17 protein-coding genes are annotated in these 19908 nt (G+C 55.7%); 4 read left to right on the top strand and 13 right to left on the bottom strand.

Translation table 11 applies throughout. From position 1 onward, the window contains the following. Positions 1-32: 32 nt before the first annotated feature. The 4 genes from dsbD to AC1Z24_RS07750 all read left to right on the top strand — a co-directional run bounded on the left by dsbD (position 33) and on the right by AC1Z24_RS07750 (position 4103). Positions 33-1787 carry a protein-disulfide reductase DsbD gene (gene dsbD, locus AC1Z24_RS07765; RefSeq protein WP_483745171.1) on the top strand — a complete coding sequence of 585 codons (1755 nt, stop codon included), beginning with the start codon at positions 33-35 and terminating at the stop codon, positions 1785-1787. Further along, the gene (locus AC1Z24_RS07760; RefSeq protein ID WP_483745170.1) at positions 1787-2629 is read left to right on the top strand and encodes a TlpA family protein disulfide reductase; all 843 of its coding nucleotides are present in this window, start codon (positions 1787-1789) and stop codon (positions 2627-2629) included. The genes dsbD and AC1Z24_RS07760 overlap by 1 nt, the downstream gene beginning before the upstream one ends. Continuing rightward, a complete protein-coding gene (gene dsbG, locus AC1Z24_RS07755; protein WP_483745169.1) occupies positions 2626-3399 on the top strand; it encodes a thiol:disulfide interchange protein DsbG in 774 nt (257 codons plus the stop codon). The genes AC1Z24_RS07760 and dsbG overlap by 4 nt, the downstream gene beginning before the upstream one ends. A 137-nt stretch (positions 3400-3536) precedes the next feature. Next, a complete protein-coding gene (locus AC1Z24_RS07750; protein WP_483745168.1) occupies positions 3537-4103 on the top strand; it encodes a TetR/AcrR family transcriptional regulator in 567 nt (188 codons plus the stop codon). 24 nt (positions 4104-4127) lie between these two features. Here AC1Z24_RS07750 and fabF read toward each other — a convergent pair whose 3' ends face one another. The 13 genes from fabF to AC1Z24_RS07685 all read right to left on the bottom strand — a co-directional run bounded on the left by fabF (position 4128) and on the right by AC1Z24_RS07685 (position 19902). Continuing rightward, positions 4128-5372 carry a beta-ketoacyl-ACP synthase II gene (fabF, locus tag AC1Z24_RS07745; RefSeq protein WP_483746562.1) on the bottom strand — a complete coding sequence of 415 codons (1245 nt, stop codon included), beginning with the start codon at positions 5370-5372 and terminating at the stop codon, positions 4128-4130. Between the two features lie 243 nt (positions 5373-5615). Further along, on the bottom strand, positions 5616-5948 hold the full coding sequence (locus AC1Z24_RS07740) for a ComEA family DNA-binding protein (RefSeq protein ID WP_483745167.1): 333 nt from the start codon (positions 5946-5948) through the stop codon (positions 5616-5618). A 158-nt stretch (positions 5949-6106) separates the two neighbouring features. Beyond that, entirely contained in the window at positions 6107-8101 is a 1995-nt protein-coding gene (locus tag AC1Z24_RS07735; RefSeq protein WP_483745166.1) for a polysaccharide biosynthesis protein, read from the bottom strand. A gap of 121 nt (positions 8102-8222) precedes the next feature. Next, entirely contained in the window at positions 8223-9239 is a 1017-nt protein-coding gene (locus AC1Z24_RS07730) for an MraY family glycosyltransferase (protein WP_483745165.1), read from the bottom strand. Next, on the bottom strand, positions 9232-10212 hold the full coding sequence (locus AC1Z24_RS07725) for a UDP-glucose 4-epimerase family protein (RefSeq protein ID WP_483746561.1): 981 nt from the start codon (positions 10210-10212) through the stop codon (positions 9232-9234). Before AC1Z24_RS07725 ends, AC1Z24_RS07730 begins: the two co-directional genes overlap by 8 nt. A gap of 52 nt (positions 10213-10264) precedes the next feature. After that, on the bottom strand, positions 10265-11386 hold the full coding sequence (locus AC1Z24_RS07720; protein WP_483745164.1) for a glycosyltransferase family 4 protein: 1122 nt from the start codon (positions 11384-11386) through the stop codon (positions 10265-10267). A gap of 54 nt (positions 11387-11440) precedes the next feature. Further along, entirely contained in the window at positions 11441-12493 is a 1053-nt protein-coding gene (locus AC1Z24_RS07715; RefSeq protein WP_483745163.1) for a hypothetical protein, read from the bottom strand. Between the two features lie 99 nt (positions 12494-12592). Further along, the gene (locus AC1Z24_RS07710) at positions 12593-13801 is read right to left on the bottom strand and encodes a lipopolysaccharide biosynthesis protein (RefSeq protein ID WP_483745162.1); all 1209 of its coding nucleotides are present in this window, start codon (positions 13799-13801) and stop codon (positions 12593-12595) included. 520 nt (positions 13802-14321) lie between these two features. Then, positions 14322-14567: a lipopolysaccharide assembly protein LapA domain-containing protein gene (locus AC1Z24_RS07705; RefSeq protein ID WP_483745161.1), complete on the bottom strand. Its 246-nt coding sequence runs from the start codon at positions 14565-14567 to the stop codon at positions 14322-14324. Between the two features lie 21 nt (positions 14568-14588). Next, on the bottom strand, positions 14589-14885 hold the full coding sequence (gene ihfB / locus AC1Z24_RS07700; RefSeq protein WP_003369729.1) for an integration host factor subunit beta: 297 nt from the start codon (positions 14883-14885) through the stop codon (positions 14589-14591). Between the two features lie 315 nt (positions 14886-15200). Next, entirely contained in the window at positions 15201-16886 is a 1686-nt protein-coding gene (rpsA, locus tag AC1Z24_RS07695) for a 30S ribosomal protein S1 (RefSeq protein ID WP_259099365.1), read from the bottom strand. A 122-nt stretch (positions 16887-17008) separates the two neighbouring features. After that, a complete protein-coding gene (gene cmk, locus AC1Z24_RS07690) occupies positions 17009-17695 on the bottom strand; it encodes a (d)CMP kinase (RefSeq protein WP_259099363.1) in 687 nt (228 codons plus the stop codon). Then, positions 17692-19902 (bottom strand): bifunctional prephenate dehydrogenase/3-phosphoshikimate 1-carboxyvinyltransferase, encoded by a 2211-nt coding sequence (locus AC1Z24_RS07685; protein WP_483745160.1) that lies wholly within the window; start codon positions 19900-19902, stop codon positions 17692-17694. The genes cmk and AC1Z24_RS07685 overlap by 4 nt, the downstream gene beginning before the upstream one ends. Between the last annotated feature and the right edge of the window lie 6 nt (positions 19903-19908).

Raw genomic sequence — 19908 nt, 5'->3', positions numbered from 1 at the left:
CTCTTCGGGACTCTGCTCAATAAGGCTGCTCCATGCGTCGTCTGCTGCTGTTGCTGTTGTTTTTCCTGCCCCTGCTGGCCCAGGCGGCCCTGCCGGGCAACGATCCTTTCGCCAAGAAGCCCGACTTCCTCACGGTGGACCAGGCTTTTATCCTCACCACCGAGCGCGCGGACAACGGCGATATGGTGGTCAACTGGCGCATTGCCGACGGTTATTACCTGTATCAGCAACGTCTGAAATTCGATGGTCTCAGCCCGGCTGACAAACCGCCCCTGCCCCAGGGCGAGGACCATGAGGATGAGTTCTTCGGTAAACAGCAGGTCTACCGGGAAAGTGTCGAAGTGCGTATTCCCGCTGCCGTGACCGGCCAGGTCAAGCTGGGCTGGCAGGGTTGCGCCGATGCCGGCCTGTGCTATCCGCCGCAGAGCAAGGTGCTCGATCTGGGAGGCGGCAAGAACGCCGCCGCGACCGTCGAGCAAAGCGTCGGTCAGGCTCCGGATCAGGCCCTCGCCGGCACCCTGCAACAACGCTCCCTTGGCTTGAGCCTGCTGGCGTTCTTCGGCCTCGGCCTGTTGCTGGCGTTCACCCCGTGCTCGCTGCCGATGCTGCCGATTCTTGCAGGGGTAGTGGTGGGCAGCGGCGCTCGCCCTCGGCGCGGTTTCGCCCTGGCCAGCAGCTACGTGCTGAGCATGGCGCTGGTCTATGCCGGGTTGGGCGTGGTTGCGGCGCTGCTGGGCGGCAACTTGCAGGCAGTGCTGCAACAACCCTGGCTGCTGGGCAGTTTCGCGGCGTTGTTCGTGCTGCTGTCGTTACCCATGTTCGGCTTATTCGAACTGCAATTGCCGGGTTTCCTGCGTGATCGCCTGGAACAGGCTGGACGTCAGCGTCAGGGCGGCAGCCTGCTGGGTGCCGCTGTGCTCGGCGCGCTGTCAGGGTTGATGGTCGGCCCCTGCATGACCGCACCGCTGGCAGGCGCCCTGCTCTACATCGCCCAGAGCGGCAATGCTGTGCACGGTGGTCTGGTGCTGTTTGCCCTGGGCCTGGGAATTGGCTTGCCGCTGTTGCTAGTGGTCACTTTGGGCAACCGCTTCCTGCCCAAACCGGGTGCCTGGATGGACATCGTCAAAGGCGTGTTCGGCATGTTGCTGCTGGCCACGGCGCTGATCATCGCCAGGCCGCTGCTGACCGAAGCGCTGTGGGTCGGACTCTGGGGTGGATTACTGCTGATCGTCGCCTTCAGCGCCATTGTCCAGGCCCGTCAACTGCGCCACGGCGCCATGATCTTCGGCCCCGGCGGCCTGATCCTCGGCATCTGGGGCGTACTGATGCTGATCGGTGCCGCTGGCGGCGCCGATGATCCCTGGCAGCCGCTGAAGGTCTATCGCGCTGGCTCCGCAGTCAGCATTGAGAACCATCAAGATGCCTTTATCACCGTCAGCGATCCCCAGGCCCTGCAGCGTGAACTGGATACGGCGCAAAGCCAGGGTCAGTGGGTATTGATCGATTATTACGCGGACTGGTGCGTGTCCTGCAAAATCATGGAAAAACAGGTTTTCGCCAAACCTGAAGTGCTTGGCGCACTGAACGGCGTACGCTTGCTGCGCCTGGACGTCACTGCCGATAACGCCGCCAGCCGCGAACTGCTGGGGCGATACAAGGTGCCGGGGCCGCCAAGCCTGTTATGGATCGGCCCGGACGGCCAGGAGCGTCGCGACCGGCGGATTACCGGTGAAGTCGACGCAACAGCCTTCATGCAGCAATGGCAGGCGACCCGGGAGCGCGGCTGATGCTCAGCATTGCCATCGGCCCCTTTGCCCTGGCGGTCAACCATCTGCTGTTGCTGCTGGCTCTGGGCCTGGCCTCGGTCGTTGCCTGGTGGAGCGCTCGACGCAGTGGCGCGAACAATCCGGAATCGGTGCAGTTCAGCCTGTTTTTGCTCGGCCTGCTGGTCGCCCGTGTGGCCTTTGTAATCTCCTATTGGTCGCAGTATCGCGACAGCCCCTGGCAGGCCGTGGATATCCGCGATGGCGGCTTTCTCGCCTGGGTCGGCGTGCTGACCATCATCGTTGGCGGCGCTCTGTACGGCTGGCAGCGGGCGGGGTCAAGACGGCCACTGGCGCTGGGCCTGGGTAGCGGCCTGCTGTTCTGGCTGCTCAGCCAGTTGGCGCTGTCTTTCTATCAGCAGGGCGCGGCACTGCCGGACCTCACCTTGCGCAACGCGAATGGCGAGCCCGTGCGTCTGGCCGACTACAAGGGCCGCCCGCTGGTGATCAATCTCTGGGCCACCTGGTGCCCGCCCTGTCGCCGGGAAATGCCGGTTTTACACGCCGCGCAGCAGCAACGCGACGATGTGGTGTTCCTCTTCGTCAATCAGGCCGAGAGCCCCAAGACCGTCGCCGACTTTCTCGATACCCAAGGCCTGGCACTGGATCACGTCTTGTTCGACGACGGCGAACTGGCCCAGCAGGTCGGCGCCATGGCCCTGCCGAGCACACTTTTCTATACCGCCGAGGGGCGCCTGCAAGGCAGCCACCTGGGTGAACTGTCCAATGCCAGCCTGACCCGCGCGCTAGAAAGCGTGACGGGCTCGGCCGCCGCTGTTTCCGCCTCTCCAAGGACCACTCCATGACGCTGACCCGTATTCTGTCGACCCTGGCCCTGACCGCCATTACCCTGCAAAGCCCGTGGTTGCGCGCAGCAGAAGAATTACCGGCACCGATCAAGGCGCTGCAAGCCAAGGGCGCGCATATCGTCAGCAGCTTCGACGCACCCGGCGGCCTGCGCGGTTACGCCGCCGAGTACAACAAACAAGCGATCGCCCTGTACCTGACCGCCGATGGCGAGCATGTACTGGCGGGCAATCTATACGACGCCAAAGGCCAGGACTTGAGCCGCGCCCCCCTGGAGAAACTGGTCTACGAACCGATGTCCAAGGAGATCTGGGCAAAGCTTGAGAAAACCTCCTGGATCGCCGACGGCAGCCAGACCGCACCGAAGATCGTCTATCTTTTCAGCGACGCCAACTGCCCGTACTGCAATATGTTCTGGGAACAGGCGCGGCCCTGGGTCAAGGCTGGCAAAGTGCAACTGCGCCACATCATGGTCGGTATCATTCGCGAAGACAGCGCCGCCAAGGCCGCTGCCCTGCTTGCCGACAAGAACCCGGAAGTCGCCCTTACCAAACACGAAGCGGCAGGTCGCAGCAGCACACTGAAGCCCCTGGCCAAGATCCCGGCGGATATCCAGGCCAGGCTCGATGGCAACATGGAGTTGATGAACCAGATGGGCCTGTCCGCCACACCGTCGATCTTCTATCTCGACGACAAGGGCCAGATGCAGCAGATCCAGGGCGCGCCCCAGGGCAAGGCGCTGGAGGAAATGCTCGGGCCTAAGCCCTGAGTACAGCAAGGACCGAATTCGCACCGCACCAGCTGACCAATGGCAGGCAATGCAGAAAATGAATACTGCATTGCCCCTGTTTTCCGTGTGAGAATGTCGCTCAACATTTTACGAATTCTTGCAGGAAGGCTCATTGCATGCGTTACGCCGAAGATCATAAAGCCCAGACTCACCAACGTATTCTGCAGGAGGCTTCGGCACGTTTTCGCCGTGACGGCATTGGCGCGACCGGCCTGCAACCCTTGATGAAAGCCCTGGGCCTGACCCATGGCGGTTTTTATGCCCACTTCAAATCCAAGGACGAACTGGTCGAAAAAGCGCTGCGCTGCGCTGTCGATCAATCCAAGGAGCGCACCGCGCAGACTCTCGCCAAGGAAGACAGCCTCAGCGCCTTTCTCGATATGTACCTGTCCCCGACTCACCGCGACAGCCCGGAAAAAGGCTGCCCGCTGCCGACCATGTGCGCCGAACTCGGCCAGCGTGGCGAACCGAGTGCAATCACGGATGAAATGCTCAAGGTGCGTATCGCCGCACTGGAGAAGACCATGGCCAACAAGCCAGACGCCGATGCGCGCAGCCTGGTCATGATGTCGACCATGATTGGCGCCCTGACCATGGCCCGCAGTGTGCAGGACAAGGCGTTTTCCGAGCAGATCCTGCAAACCACCCGGGAATGGCTGAAGCAGAACTTCGACAAGTCCTGATCCAGTCACTCCCCGGTTATTGCTTCAAGGGTGCCAGCGGCGTAGCAGTACGCTGGCGTTGACCCCGCCAAAACCGAAGCCGTTGGACAGCGCATACTCGATGTCCATCGGACGTGCTGCGCCATGCACGATATCCACGCCCTTCGCCGCTTCATCCGGGTTTTCCAGATTCAGGGTGGCCGGAGCAATCTGGTCACGAATCGCCAGTGCGGTGAAAATCGCCTCGATCCCCCCTGCGGCGCCAAGCAAGTGACCGGTGGCCGATTTGGTCGACGTCACGGCAATCGCGTTCTGCTCGCCAAACACCGATTTGATCGCTGCCAGCTCGCCTTTGTCACCGACCGGCGTGGAGGTGGCGTGGGCATTGAGGTGCTGGATTTCCCCAGGCTCAATACCGGCCTGACGAATGGCCGTCTGCATCGCCCTTCGTGCGCCGCTGCCGTCTTCCGGCCCGGCGGTCAAGTGGTAGGCGTCGGCGCTGGTGCCGTAACCCACGAGTTCAACGATAGGTTGCGCGCCGCGGGCCAGAGCATGTTCAAGGGACTCGATGACCAGGATCCCCGCGCCCTCGCCCATGACGAAGCCGTCGCGATCACGATCAAACGGCCGCGAGGCCCGCGCCGGGGTTTCGTTGAAGTCGCTCGACAGCGCCCGGGCTGCAGCAAAACCACCGAGGCTGACGCGATCAATGGCCGCTTCTGCCCCGCCACAAATGGCGATGTCCGCCTCGCCGCACTGAATCAACCGCGCTGCGTCACCAATGGCTTGCACACCAGCGGCGCACGCCGTTACCGGCGCGCCCAGAGGCCCTTTGAAGCCGTGCTGGATCGAGACATGACCTGCGGCCAGATTGACCAGAAACGACGGGATAGTGAACGGCGACAGGCGCCGCGGCCCGCGGGTATCCACTGTGCGTACCGCGTCGGCAATGGCGCCGAAACCACCAATACCGGACGCAATGATCGTCGCCGTCCGCTCCTTGGCTTCGTCGCTTTCAGGGGCCCAGCCAGCCTGGGCAATGGCTTCTTTGGCCGCTGCCAGGGCGAACAGAATGAAGCGGTCCATCTTTTTCTGCTCTTTGGGCGCTACCGCCGCATCGGCATCGAAACCGGCTTCGGCATCATCCGCGAGCAAAGGCACCGGGCCGCCGACCTTGCCAGGCAGGTCAGCAACAGTTTCTTCCGGTAGTTGGACAATCCCTGATCGGCCTGCCAACAGGCGCTGCCAGACAGCTTCTACGCCACTGCCCAATGGCGTCACCAGACCCATTCCAGTGACTACGATTCGACGTCCACTCACTTGCAACTCTCCTGGGCCATAGCGGCCTACGGGTATAAACTCATAATATTATGATAATAATTTAATTGAATAATATGTCGACCAGCCCATCCTGTGTCAAGGCTGATGACATTTTGTCGATCAGGCCGGTGCTTGAACCATAGGCGAAAAAGCGCCCTGAATGAAAAAGGCCGATCAAAAGATCGGCCTCGCTCGGGAAGGGATGAAATGCTGTCAGTCGATAGATAGCTTGTCGCGATTCTTCTCCAGGATCGCCTTGCCGATGCCTTTGACTTCGAGCAACTCATCGACCGAAGTGAAAGCGCCGTTTTCCTCGCGGTAGGCAACGATGGCGGCTGCCTTGGCGGCACCAATCCCGGTAAGCCCTTTCTGTAGTGTTTCTGCGTCTGCCTTGTTGATACTGAGCTTATCGCTTGCCGGAACCAGGGCAGTTGCACTGACGGCGGAAGCGCTTGTCGGCGCCGGAGCCACCGGTGACGCATTCACCGCAACCGTGGCGCTACTGAGAAACGCAAACAAAAGGGAGGAAATAAAAGCCTTACGCATAAATGAAGCTCCATCTATCTAGTCAAGGTTTAAATACAACTTTCCAAAGCTGCCCCTGAAAACTAGACCAAGGTTAAACCCTGTCAATGAAGCTATGAGTTTCTGCTTGTTTCACTTAAATCCACTTACAACCAGGCATGTTAATTCACAATTAATATTCAGGACTCCTGACTGCGCTCCTGATATATCCAGTCAACAATCTCTCCATCCGGCGCATAACCATTAACGGTTTCTCGCAGCAACTGCCGAACCGTGGTGTAGTCGTCTTCCTCAACCGCCGCCAATAGGTGCGACAACTGGGTTTTCAACAGATCCCAGGACAGGAAATCTTCGTGGGCGCTCATGATCATCGGATGTTGCGTGGCGACAACATTGTCACCGATCAACAACTCCTCATAGAGTTTTTCACCCGGCCGCAAGCCACTGAACTCGATGGCGATATCACCTTGAGGATTCTTCTCAGAACGAATGCTCAAGCCGGAGAGATGCACCATTTTCTCCGCCAGTTCGACGATTTTCACCGGCTCGCCCATGTCCAGCACGAACACATCGCCACCCTGCCCCATGGAGCCCGCCTGGATCACCAGTTGCGCCGCCTCAGGGATAGTCATGAAGTAACGGGTAATGCGTGGGTGGGTCACCGTCAGCGGGCCACCGGACTTGATCTGCTTGTGGAACAACGGTATGACCGAGCCCGAAGAACCCAATACGTTGCCGAAACGGACCATGATGAAGCGGGTTTTGTTGACCTGATAAACCCTGCCCTTGTCACCAAACATGACCGGAGCTGTTTCCCGGCTCAGGGCTTGCAGGACGAGCTCGGCCAAACGCTTGGTGCTGCCCATGACATTGGTCGGACGCACAGCCTTATCAGTGGAAATCAGCACGAAGTTGGCAACACCGGCCTGCAACGCCGCCTGGGCAGTATTAAGTGTACCGACGACATTGTTGATAACGCCTTCGGCAATATTGTGCTCGACCATCGGCACATGTTTATAAGCGGCCGCGTGATAAACCGTATCAACGCTCCAGGTCTTCATCACATCGAGCATCTTCGAGTGATTGCGCACTGACCCCAGAATTGGCAACAACTTGACCGACAATGACTCACGGGCAATACGTTGTTCCAATTCCGAAAGAATGGTGTAAAGGTTGAACTCGCTGTGGTCGAACAGCAACAGCGTCGTCGGCTTGAGTATCAGAATCTGCCGACACAGCTCCGACCCAATTGAACCGCCGGCACCGGTCACCAATACCGTCTTGCCCTTGATGCAATGCTCGAGCAGGTCGTCCTGGGCAGGCACCGAGTCACGGCCCAGCAAGTCAGCAATATCCACTTCCTGAAGGTCATCGACCTTGACCCGGCCCGCAGCCAAGTCCATGAAACCCGGCACGCTTCGTACATGCAGCGGGAATCCCTCCAGATAACCAAGGACTTCGCGACGACGACCACGGGTCGAAGACGGGATGGCCAGGAGGATTTCCTGCGCGCCCGTGACATCGATCATGCGTTGAATATGCTTGGGCTTGTACACCTGCAGACCGGAAATAACCCGATTCGAAATCGATTCATCATCGTCGATGAACGCCACCGGGCGCATCAGACGCCCCATGCGCAACGCAGCAACCAATTGATTGCCTGCCGCACCGGCACCGTAGATCGCCACTTTGAGCAAGCCGTCGTCGCGGTTGGCAAACGGCATATGCTGGGCAGCCGAAAACCAGTCGCCGAGAAAATACTGGCGCATGGCCAAACGCAGGCCGCCGATCATGACCATGCTCAACCACCAGTAGTTGAACATGATGGAGCGTGGCACCACAGCCTGATGGTTGCTGTAGGAATAGACCACGATACCCAGTATCAAGGCTGAAAGACTGACGGCCTTGATGATGGCAATCAGTGCATCATTACCAAAATAACGCATGACCGCGCGGTACATGCCAAAACGAATGAACAGAGGAATGGCGACAATCGGTGCGCTGATGAACAACCAGGTGTGTTTGTCCAAAGGATTGATCAGATCATCAATCCCCAAGCGAACGACAAATGACATCCAAAGCGCGATCCAGACCAATACAACGTCAGCAGAAACCTGAATTATTCGCTTTTGTCGGCGCGGCAACGCCAATAAAAAAGCTCGTAATCTATTCATGACCCCTTCAAACACCTCTTGTCCTCTCTCTTGCCCCCCCCCTCGCCGGGAATACAGGACACCGGCAGCGGTTAAGCAGAATATTGTTGCAATTTATATCAAAAACGAAATGTCCGTACGCTCAAATGCGTTCCAGCTCACCCGCCCGGAATTTAAGGGCCAGCAGGACTAAAGGGAGGTAGGCAATACATACTCCCAAAAGGCCATCACCGCCCATGCAGGCTACCCATAGCGCGATGGGAAATAGCCACAGCACGTTAATCAGCCCGACACCCACAGTGACCGGCAAATGTTTGCCAAAATGGCGTGAAGCAAATTGATAAGCGTGACTGCGATGCGCCTCATAAACCTTGTCCCCGCGCAACAGACGGCGAATCAGGGTCAAGGTTGCATCAACGATGAAGACACCCAACAGAATCAACCAGGCCCAGAAAAAGCGGGGCTCGGCCCAGGCACCTTGCAGCGAAAGGACTCCCAGCGCGATACCAAGGAAACCACTGCCGGCATCACCCATGAAAATCCGCGCTGGCGGGAAATTCCAGAACAGGAAGCCGGCAACGGCGGCGGCCAGCAGCAGCGGCGCCCAGGCCAGATCATTGAAGCCTGTCAGCCCATAGATGACACCAACCGCACAACACGTAGTAACCGCCTCGATACTGGCAATCCCATCAATGCCATCCATGAAGTTGTAAAGATTAAGCATCCAGACCAAATAGAAGGCGGCCAATACATGGCCGATAACGCCCAGATCGATCGAGGCACCAAAAAGGTTCAGCGGTGCCAGCCCCCCCAACCAGAACAGGGCCCAGACCGCAGCCGCAAAATGACCGAGCAGGCGCCAACGGGCGGCGATATGTCCATGATCATCCATAAAGCCGATGACCGCCACCAAGCCACCGGCGCCAAGAATTGCAGCCACCGCCGACACCGGCACCACGTGCTGCCAGCCCAGGATCACAACAGCCAACAGGAAAGCGACAACGATGGAAACACCACCACCTCGCGGGGTCGGCACCGAGTGGGAACTACGCGCGTTGGGGATATCCATCAGGCTTTTTGACAACGCGTAACGACGAAGCCCGCCCGTCAGAATCAACGACAGAACACCTGCCGAAACAACCCACCACCACTCACTCATCGTTTTTATGTTCCAGAAAATAATGCGCCGTTGCTTTCATTGCGTCCTCCACCCTAACCGGTGGCGTCCAGCCGAGCATCGTACAGGTTTTGCCTATATCGACCTGCAAGGAACCGCACAGACGCTGGGAAAAAGAGACCTTTCCTACAGCTGCTGCAGCAACTTTTAACATCCACATCGGCACAGAGAGCAAACGTGCGGGCTTGTCCAGTGAGCGCGCCATATGTTGCAGAAGCTCGGTGGTAGACAGATCGTTGCCATCGCTGACCAGAAAGGTCTGGTTGGCCGCAGCCGGGTGGTGGATGCAGGTGGCGATAAGATCCACCAGGTTATCCAAGGCAACCAGGCTGCGTTTGTTATGGATAGCACCCAGTGGCAGCGGAATACCCTTGTCCAGCCAGCGCATCATGCTCAGGAAATTGGCTTTTACTCCGGGGCCGTAAACCAGCACGGGGCGGATGATCACCACTTCCATGCCGGTACGGGCGGCGATTTCACGCAGTCCTTCTTCGGCCCGGGCTTTGGAAACACCATAATGGTCGCCAGGACTCATGGGTTGGTCGGCGGTAAAAGGCGCGCCAATCTCAGTAGCCTCACCGTTTACTTTGATTGAGCTGATAAAGATAAAGCGCTTCACCCCGGCTGCGGCGGCCTGCTCGGCAAGATTGAGGGTTCCGGCGACGTTGACCCGCAGGTATTCCGCTTCCGGGTTGGCGGCTGTGTCGTTCATGACGTGCACGCGAGCGGCGGTGTGAACAACAACGTTTGCGCCGTTAACGAAGGATATCCAAGACGAGTCCGGTTCCATTGAGTTGATATTCACAATTTCAGCGGAATGACCAGCGGTTGAGTAAGCACCACGAACGGCCACTCTCAAAGCATACTCAGGGGACTGGCTGAGATAACGCAGAAGCGCACTACCGACAAACCCCGTAGCACCCGTTATAGCGACTAACCTATTGCTACAGTTCATAGTTACCTCCCCGAGTGCTGGATTGAGATAGTTGCTTATCAAATGTAAAAACTCAATCAAAATATGCAGCAAGACGCGCGTTCACTTCTTTCGCGTCAAAGTGCTTCTGAGCCATCGAATAACTTTCAAGCCCCATCCGTTCTATCTGCTCAGGGTTTTCGATAAAGAAGCGCATTTTTTCAACCAATGCGAGAGCGGAGAACGGGGGTACCAAAAAACCGTTTGCTCCATCAACTACAGTTTCCCGACAACCAGGAACATCGGTAGTAATCACGGGACGGCCAATCGCCATCGCTTCTTGCGTACTCCTCGGCATCCCCTCCCGATAGGAAGGAAGTACCAAAACGCTTGAACGTCGCAACCACTCACTGACATCATCTACATGCCCAGGGTGTATGACAATTCCTTTATCAACAAGCTCCGACAACGTGCGTTCAGTTATCCCCCCCGGGTTCGCCCTATCAATCCCACCCAGCATAAAAAATTTAACCGACGGGTATTCAAGTTTTATCAATCGCGCTGCGGCGACAAACTCATGCACACCTTTCTCAGCGAGTAAGCGTCCGATAAAAATAAAACTTACCGGAAAGGAACACGGCTTCGTGTAGCGATAGTGCTGGAGGTTGACGCCGATGCCGCCTAGCACGCAGCTATTTTTTACGCTCAGACGGTGCCGATCAAGCAAATCTTTCGGATCATCGGGATTGAGAAAAATCAGTCGCTCGATGAACCGAAATGAGAACCGATATAAGGCGACTTGAACTTTCCTGATCAGCGCCTTTTTAATACCTTTTTTACCAGGGTAGTCAGTGAATGCATAGCCAAGGCCTTCCAGCATCGCTATCCGTCGCCTAACCCCCGCAAGTCTTGCAGCAAGGGTACCAAATATTACGGGCTTGACGAAGTAACTAAATACCACGTCAGGCGCTATCTTTCTGATCTGCCTGGACAACACCCAACAATTCCAGGCATCTACTATAGGGTTCAACCCTGCACGGCTAAGCGTATAGTCAATCGGGATGGCATTCAGGTCTACTATTTTTTGCCGAGTCGTATCACAGTAGTCGATGGCGAATGCATAAACCTTGTAACCTTTTTCAACAAGCGTCATTATTAAATCTGCTCGAAATCCCAGCATACCAGTAGCGGTAGTACCTACCAATACAATCTTCATCTCAGTTCATTCCGTAACCGGTGGACTTTAGCGCTTGCCAATGCCGGGCATCTCCTATCTAAAATCATCTGGGAGCTGATGTAACTCGCCCAATCTGCCATCAACCCTTTCATACTTCCCCTCGTAACGATTTTTTTTCGTCAGGTAGACCGTGACTACACAAATGATGAGCGCCAGGTAGTTACACAACCTTAGCCTGACAGCAGTTCCCATATTGTCGTTACCGAGAAGCCATATAGTTCCGTAAACCACAAAGAAAAGCGTTAGAAAAACAACCAGGCGGTCGGCAAAGCGCCTGTTCAGTATCAAATACATAGCACCCAACATAAAAGGGACACTTTCCACCAGAAAAAAAAGCCAACCGAGCAGATTAGAAAAATAGAACCCTAGCATCTGAATGGAAAAACTCTGCAAAAACATCGGTATAAATAATGGGACAGAGTCAAAACTCAAGCCTAGATTAGTACCGCCCTTCAGAGTTAACTCAAACATTGACCTATACAGTAAAATCTTGTCCAGCGCGCCCAGCGCAAAAAGGCCATTTAATGCAAGTAAATATCCGATGACGGACCATACCAATGGCCACCTTGCATGATAAATAACAAACGCGCCCAACCAAGCCACAGCAAAACTGGCACCTAAATAAGGCCTAAATAAAAACATAATGTAGGACATAGCCACAATCAGCAACGATGCCATGAACCGTCTGCCAACACCTTGCAACAGGAAAAAATGCTTAACAACATACACCGCAACTAAAAATATAAAACATAAAAATACATCTCGATAAATATCCAACGCGTAGTAACATAGCGTTGGATAGACGCCGACTAATATGGCGACCGACCAATATATCTTCGGTTCAGCCATACGATTACCGACACTCAGCTCCGCAACCATCAGAGGTATGGCTACAAACCCCATCATCATCAATAGGATTGTCACGCCCTCTCTGGAATAAAACCCGTAGTCATTCATCAGCCTTAATAGCCGATTCCAGAAATTCGCCATACTCTCAACATTACCCACGGCATAATTATGGTAATAGTCGGCGTCATTACCTTCACCGAACGACCATAGTCCATTCTTCATGGTGTAAACAGCCAAGCCGATTTTCAGTACGCCTGTCCCAAAGAACACCAAGCATACAAGCTTCCTAGAAATGTTAAGGTACACAGATCTACCCCCAGCCTCACAACCAGCGTCTTATATTTTAGCCACCGAAAACGGGTTCATTACAACTGCAGTCTTTCGCCAAAACCAAGCGGCCAACAGAGAAGTAGATACGTTGTAAATCACAAACCCTAACGCCACTGAATATAGTCCGAGTATTGAGTATCCAAAGGTGATTACTAGAAGCTGAAGCACCACACCAATCGACACCACTTTAAGGTAAATACTTTTCCTTCTGCAAAACTGCAGAGCCGGTAAACCAATACCGAAACACGCCGAGAGGACGCCACCGGCCATAAGCAGCAACATGGATTGCATGGCAATAGCCTTATCCACACTTATATATCCAAGGTAAACAGAAGCCAATGGTATAATTGCCAGACTGGCACCTACCTGCACCGAGAGCATTATTCTACTCACACCTCGCATATCGCCCTCACCAGACAAAGCGATTTTTGAAGCTTTTGGGATCATCAGGTTAAATGTCGAATGCACAGCAACCAGAACGACGGTGTAAAGAGTTTGCGCAGCGAAATAGGAGGCCAACTCTTCTACATCACCCCAGTAATTGATAAATAATCGATCAGCCTGAAAAGCCAAGACTATTATTATTTGCGGTACTAAAACAGGAACTCCTACCCATTTAGTTTTCAACCAGCCTCTGATATTTAGCGAGAAGTTGACACTCCATACTTTTTCTTTTCTGGCGTAAACAAACAAGACTGGCAAGCAGAGCCAAAAAGATGAATAGGCGAAAAATACAAGCACATCAAACTCGGTATACATCGGCACCGACACCACCGCTACCATTATGACAAACGGCATGACAGCCCGACTAAATTCAAAACACAGAGAAGCCATGATAATTCTTTTTTTGACCACCAGCAAAGCCGCCAACAACGCCATCAAACCTACAGGAATGCCACCCATCAAACCGTAGTTCCAATGACCAAAATATAGCAATCCGCCGTACAAAAGTGACACGACAACTACACCATCCAGCATTTTATAACCTAACCAGACGGGAACCGGAACATCATCATCAGTTACATTATAGCTATCCACCATGGTAATAGCATCACCCCACAAAAAAACTATTGTTACAAGGTTGAATAAGAACATGAAAAGCGAGTAACTCGCCAACTCTACGCTGGTGTAGAAGCGCCCTATTAACAGGATCGCCAACAACGTCCCGATACCTGACACACCCCTTATAGAATAAACAACCAACATCTTGAGCAAGATCGAACTTTCAACCCTCATATTCTACCCACACCACTAATATTTTTATTCGTTGTAGCACTGAAATTATTAAAAATAAACACCCAGCAACTGTATCAGCCTGGATAAACAACGCCCATACCCCTCACACCTATCGCAATCATCTGCAAAGAGGACGGCGAGCATTTTGCACGTATTTCAATTGTTTGCAAGCAACGAAAAACCTGCCTTTAGTGGCTGTACCAGTGACAAAAATTTACGCGAGCCAACGAAAACGGCCGCTCAAATCAAACCAAAAAATTAACTTACCCGAAAATTAACTAATTCACTCAATACAAGTAGAACTTTCCTACAAAAAACTCATACAGGTATTACATGGTAACTCTAGGAAGGAGGGACTGTTTACGGAAAAGATACCGCCGAGGGAATTAAACAAGACCTGAAGGAGCGACTGAATACAATTTTGATCGCGCTCGTAACGCAACCCGCTCCAACACAACGCTCGGCAAATTATAGGATACGGAATCGCTAGAGAAGCGATTCAGATAGAGCGTTGAGCCACTGGCTTGCGCTTCTTATGCAGTCCCACCGCCCACCCCAGAAGCGGCCCGATCAGCATGCCGATCAACAGCGCGGCGATAATCGGTACAGCGAGGACCAGTTCGGGGGACGACCAGCCAAAGAACACCAGAGACACGATCTGCCGGTTCTCAAGAACGAACACTATGGTCGATACGATAAGCAGCAATGCGATGATCGCTGTAAGAATCCGCGTGAACATCCGCATTTTAAGCTCCTTTCGGGAGGCCTAGAGCCCCTCTTCTTCGTCTTCGTTGACACGATCACGCAATTCTTTGCCTGGCTTGAAGTGCGGAACGAATTTACCGTCGAGACTTACCGATTGGCCGGTCTTCGGATTGCGGCCGACCCGGGGTGCCCGGTAATGCAGCGAGAAGCTGCCGAAGCCGCGAATTTCGATGCGATCGCCTGTCGCCAGGCATTGCGACATCTGCTCAAGCATGGTCTTGATGGCCAGCTCGACATCCTTGGATGAGAGCAGCCCCTGATGGGTGACAATTCGTTCGATCAACTCCGACTTCGTCATATTTTTCCCTTCTTTTTCAAGCAGCTAGGACAGCGCTCCGAAGGTTTTAGCATGACCTGAAGGATTTGAACAGCCCAAGTATTGACTTATATAGCAACAGCCATGTCGTGCACGAAAATGTTGCGTGAGCGTGACAGTGGCGCACCTCGTTTCATCCTTGCCAGGACAAGCAGTTCGCCCTGAATGCGCCCTGAGAAGCCCTGAGAGCGCTTCTGAAGGCATATCCGGATTAACACTATACCTTTTGGAGGGTACCAAAATCGCGCCCACAAAAAAGGGCGACCGAAGTCGCCCTTTTTCATGGTCAAGCAGAACTTAGTTCTGTTTTTCCATTTGTGCGCGCAACAGGTCACCAAGAGTGGTAGGACCAGTGTTTTCAGCGGTGTCAGGCTTGCTACGCAGGCTCTGGATCGCTTCTTTCTCGTCTTCAACGTCTTTCGACTTGATGGACAAGCTGATTACGCGGCTCTTGCGGTCAACGCTGATGATCTTGGCTTCGATCTCTTCGCCTTCTTTCAGAACGTTACGCGCGTCTTCAACGCGGTCACGGCTGATTTCGGAGGCTTTGAGGGTCGCTTCGATGTCGTCGGCCAGGGTGATGATGGCGCCTTTGGCGTCAACTTCTTTCACGATACCGCGGACGATTGCGCCTTTGTCATTGACAGTGACGTACTCGGAGAACGGATCGCTTTCCAGCTGTTTGATACCCAGGGAGATGCGCTCGCGCTCTGGATCAACAGACAGGATGACGGTGTCGAGCTCGTCGCCCTTCTTGAAGCGACGTACGGCTTCTTCGCCCACTTCGTTCCAGGAGATGTCGGACAGGTGAACCAGGCCGTCGATGCCGCCGTCCAGACCAATGAAGATACCGAAATCGGTGATCGACTTGATGGTGCCGGAGATTTTATCGCCCTTGTTGAACTGGCCAGAGAAATCTTCCCATGGGTTAGATTTGCACTGCTTGATGCCGAGGGAGATACGACGACGCTCTTCGTCGATGTCCAGAACCATAACTTCCACTTCGTCGCCGACTTGTACGACTTTCGAAGGGTGGATGTTTTTGTTGGTCCAGTCCATTTCGGAAACGTGTACCAGGCCTTCCACGCCTTCTTCCAGCTCTGCAAAGCAGCCGTAGTCGGTCAGGTTGGTTACACGCGCGGTAACGCGGGTGCTTTCCGGGTAACGAGCTTTGATAGCAACCCATGGGTCTTCGCCCAGTTGCTTCAGGCCCAGGGAAACACGATTGCGCTCGCGATCGTACTTCAGGACTTTTACATCGATCTCATCGCCAACGTTGACGATTTCCGATGGATGCTTGATACGCTTCCAAGCCATGTCGGTGATGTGCAGCAGGCCATCGACGCCACCCAGATCGACGAATGCGCCGTAATCGGTGAGGTTCTTGACGATACCTTTGACTTGTTGGCCTTCCTGCAAGGATTCCAGCAGAGCTTCGCGCTCGGCGCTGTTCTCGGCTTCCAGGACGCTGCGACGGGAAACGACAACGTTGTTGCGCTTCTGGTCCAGTTTGATGACCTTGAATTCGAGCTCTTTGCCTTCCAGGTGAGTCGTGTCACGCACAGGGCGGACGTCAACCAGAGAACCAGGCAGGAACGCACGGATGCCGTTAACGTCGACAGTGAAGCCGCCTTTAACCTTACCGTTGATAACGCCCTTGACCACTTCTTCAGCTGCGAAAGCCGCTTCCAGAACAATCCAGCACTCAGCGCGCTTGGCTTTTTCGCGGGACAGCTTGGTTTCGCCAAAGCCGTCTTCGACCGCGTCCAGAGCAACGTGAACTTCGTCACCGACCTTGATGGTCAGCTCGCCAGCGTCGTTGTAGAACTGCTCGAGCGGGATGACACCCTCGGACTTCAGGCCAGCGTGTACAGTTACCCAGTCACCGTCGATGTCGACAACGATACCGGTAATGATTGCGCCCGGCTGAAGGTTCAGGGTTTTCAGGCTTTCTTCAAAAAGTTCTGCAAAGCTTTCGCTCATTTTAATTCCTGTTGATCAAGGGCGAAGAATACGCCCATCTGCCACGCTCCAGACAACGTGGGTTTCGTTCATATGAAAGGAAGCCTGCGGGACTCGGTCTGGTCTCCCACATGGCTCCTTGGTCACCCGGCGATATCGCGAAGGGCGATTTCACTACGGATGCGTTCCAGCACCTGCTCGATAGACAACTCGGTAGAATCCAGCTGGATGGCGTCTTGCGCCGGCTTGAGCGGGGCTACCGCTCGCTGGGTGTCACGCTCATCGCGCGCACATATCTCTTCTAGCAGACTCGACAGACTAACATCATCGCCCTTGGCCTTCAACTGCAAGTAACGACGACGTGCACGTTCCTCGGCGCTGGCGGTGAGGAAAATCTTCAAGGGGGCGTCAGGGAAGACCACCGTACCCATGTCCCGGCCGTCGGCTACCAGCCCCGGCTCTTCCTGGAAGGCACGCTGGCGCTGCAGCAGCGCATCGCGCACCGCCGGCAACGAAGCGACCTGGGAAGCACCGCTGCCGATCTGCTCGTTGCGGATCGAATGGGTAACGTCTTCGCCTTCAAGAACGATGCGCTGACCACCGCCCGCGACCGTCTCGAACTGCACGTCGAGGTGGGCGGCCAGCAGCTTGAGGGCTTCTTCGTTGGTCAGGTCGACACCATGATTGCGGGCGGCGAATGCCAACAGGCGATAAAGCGCGCCCGAATCGAGCAGACACCAACCCAGGTGCTTGGCCAGCAGGCCGGCAACGGTTCCTTTACCGGATCCGCTAGGCCCATCGATAGTGATGACTGGAGCCTTGGCTTTCACGAATGCACCTCCTGCACGACACCAAGACCAACCTGTGCGCACAGCTCAATAAAATTAGGGAAGGACGTGGCGACATTAGCGCAATCATTTACGCGAATGGCGGCACTCGCCCGCAAAGATGCAACACTGAATGCCATGGCGATACGATGATCGCCACGGGCATCGACTTCACCGCCACCGATGGCACCGCCATCAATGATGATGCCGTCCGGCGTCGGCTCCACTTGCACACCCAATGCCAGCAGCCCATCGGCCATGGCCTGGATACGGTCGGATTCCTTGACGCGCAATTCTTCGGCACCACGCAGCACAGTGCGCCCTTCGGCACAGGCCGCTGCGACGAACAGCACCGGAAACTCGTCGATCGCCAAAGGCACCAAGGCCTGAGGGATTTCGATGCCTTTCAGGCGGGCCGAGCGCACGCGCAGGTCCGCCACCGGCTCACCACCGACTTCGCGCTGATTCTCAAGGGTAATATTACCCCCCATCAGCCGCAGAATCTCGATCACGCCGACCCTGGTCGGGTTGATGCCGACATGTTCCAGCAGCAACTCCGAACCCTCGGCAATCGACGCCGCGACCATGAAGAAGGCTGCCGACGAAATATCAGCTGGCACTTCGATATGGGTCGCGGTGAGGCTATGCCCGGACTCAAGGGTCGCCCGATTGGCTTTGACACACACCGGGTAACCAAAGCCACGCAGCAGACGCTCGGTATGGTCACGAGTGGTAGCAGGCTCACTGACACTGGTCTGCCCATCGGCATACAGGCCGGCCAGCAGCAGGCAGGATTTGACCTGAGCACTGGCCATCGGCATCTGGTATTTGAGCGCCTTGAGGGTGTGGCCACCGCGAATGACCAGCGGCGGACGGCCCTCGGCGGCCGTCTCGATCACCGCGCCCATTTCGCGCAGCGGCCCGGCCACACGCTCCATGGGACGCCGAGACAACGAGGCATCACCGGTCAGGGTCGTATCGAAACTCTGCCCCGCGAGCAAACCGGCCAGCAGGCGCATGGACGTTCCGGAGTTGCCGAGGTAAATCGGCCCCGGCGGCGATTTCAGGCCATGCAGGCCGACGCCATGAATGGTCACGCGGCCATGATGCGGGCCTTCAATGACCACGCCCATATCGCGGAAGGCCTGGATGGTCGCCAGGGCATCTTCACCCTCAAGGAAACCTTCGACCTCGGTGGTGCCTTCAGCCAGGGAGCCAAGCATGATCGCGCGATGGGAAATCGATTTATCCCCCGGCACGCGAATACGCCCGTTGACGCTGCCGCCAGGGCCCGCCAGGAAACTGATATTGCGGGTGTGGGCAGCCGGCTCTACATAAGCCCGCCGCGCCAGGATCTTGCCGAAATGCTCCCGCGCCACCCGTGCCCGGGTAAACACGCCGAGCAACTGGTGACCGTCACCGGCATCGATGGCATCGCGCAGCACGTCCAGGTCGCTGCGGAAGGTATCCAGGGTGCGCAGCACCGCCTCGCGGTTGGCCAGGAAGATGTCGTGCCACATTACCGGGTCACTGCCGGCGATTCGGGTGAAATCACGAAAACCTCCAGCAGCGTAACGGAAGATATCCAGGTTTTCGTTACGTTTGGCCAGGGAGTCCACCAGACCGAACGCCAATAGGTGCGGCAGATGACTGGTGGCGGCGAGGACTTCGTCATGGCGCTGGACCTGCATATGCTCGACGTCCGCACCCAGCGCGCGCCATAACCGGTCAACCACCGCCAGGGCGTCGGGATCGGTCTCGGGCAGCGGGGTCAGGATGACCTTGTGCCGCTTGAACAACTGCGAATTCGACGCTTCCACTCCGCTTTGCTCGGACCCGGCAATCGGATGCCCCGGCACGAAACGCGATGGCATGGCGCCAAAGGCCACACCGGCAGCACGTACCACATTGCCTTTGGCACTGCCGACATCGGTCAGCACGGCGTTGCCCAGATCCATGGTTGCCAGCAGCCCCAGCAACTTTTCCATGGCCAGGATCGGCACTGCCAGTTGAATGACATCAGCACCGCGACAGGCGACGGCAATGTCTTCTTCACAGCGATCAACTACACCGAGCTCTACCGCCAGACGCCGCGATTGCGGGTCCAGGTCGACACCCACCACTTCGCCGCACAGGCCGCTTTCACGCAGGCCCTTGGCGAAGGAACCGCCGATGAGGCCAAGACCGATCACCACCAAGCGCCCGATCATAGGTTG

It is taken from the genome of Pseudomonas sp. JL23, assembly GCF_056933585.1.
This window is presented reverse-complemented; position numbering and strand designations above follow the sequence as displayed.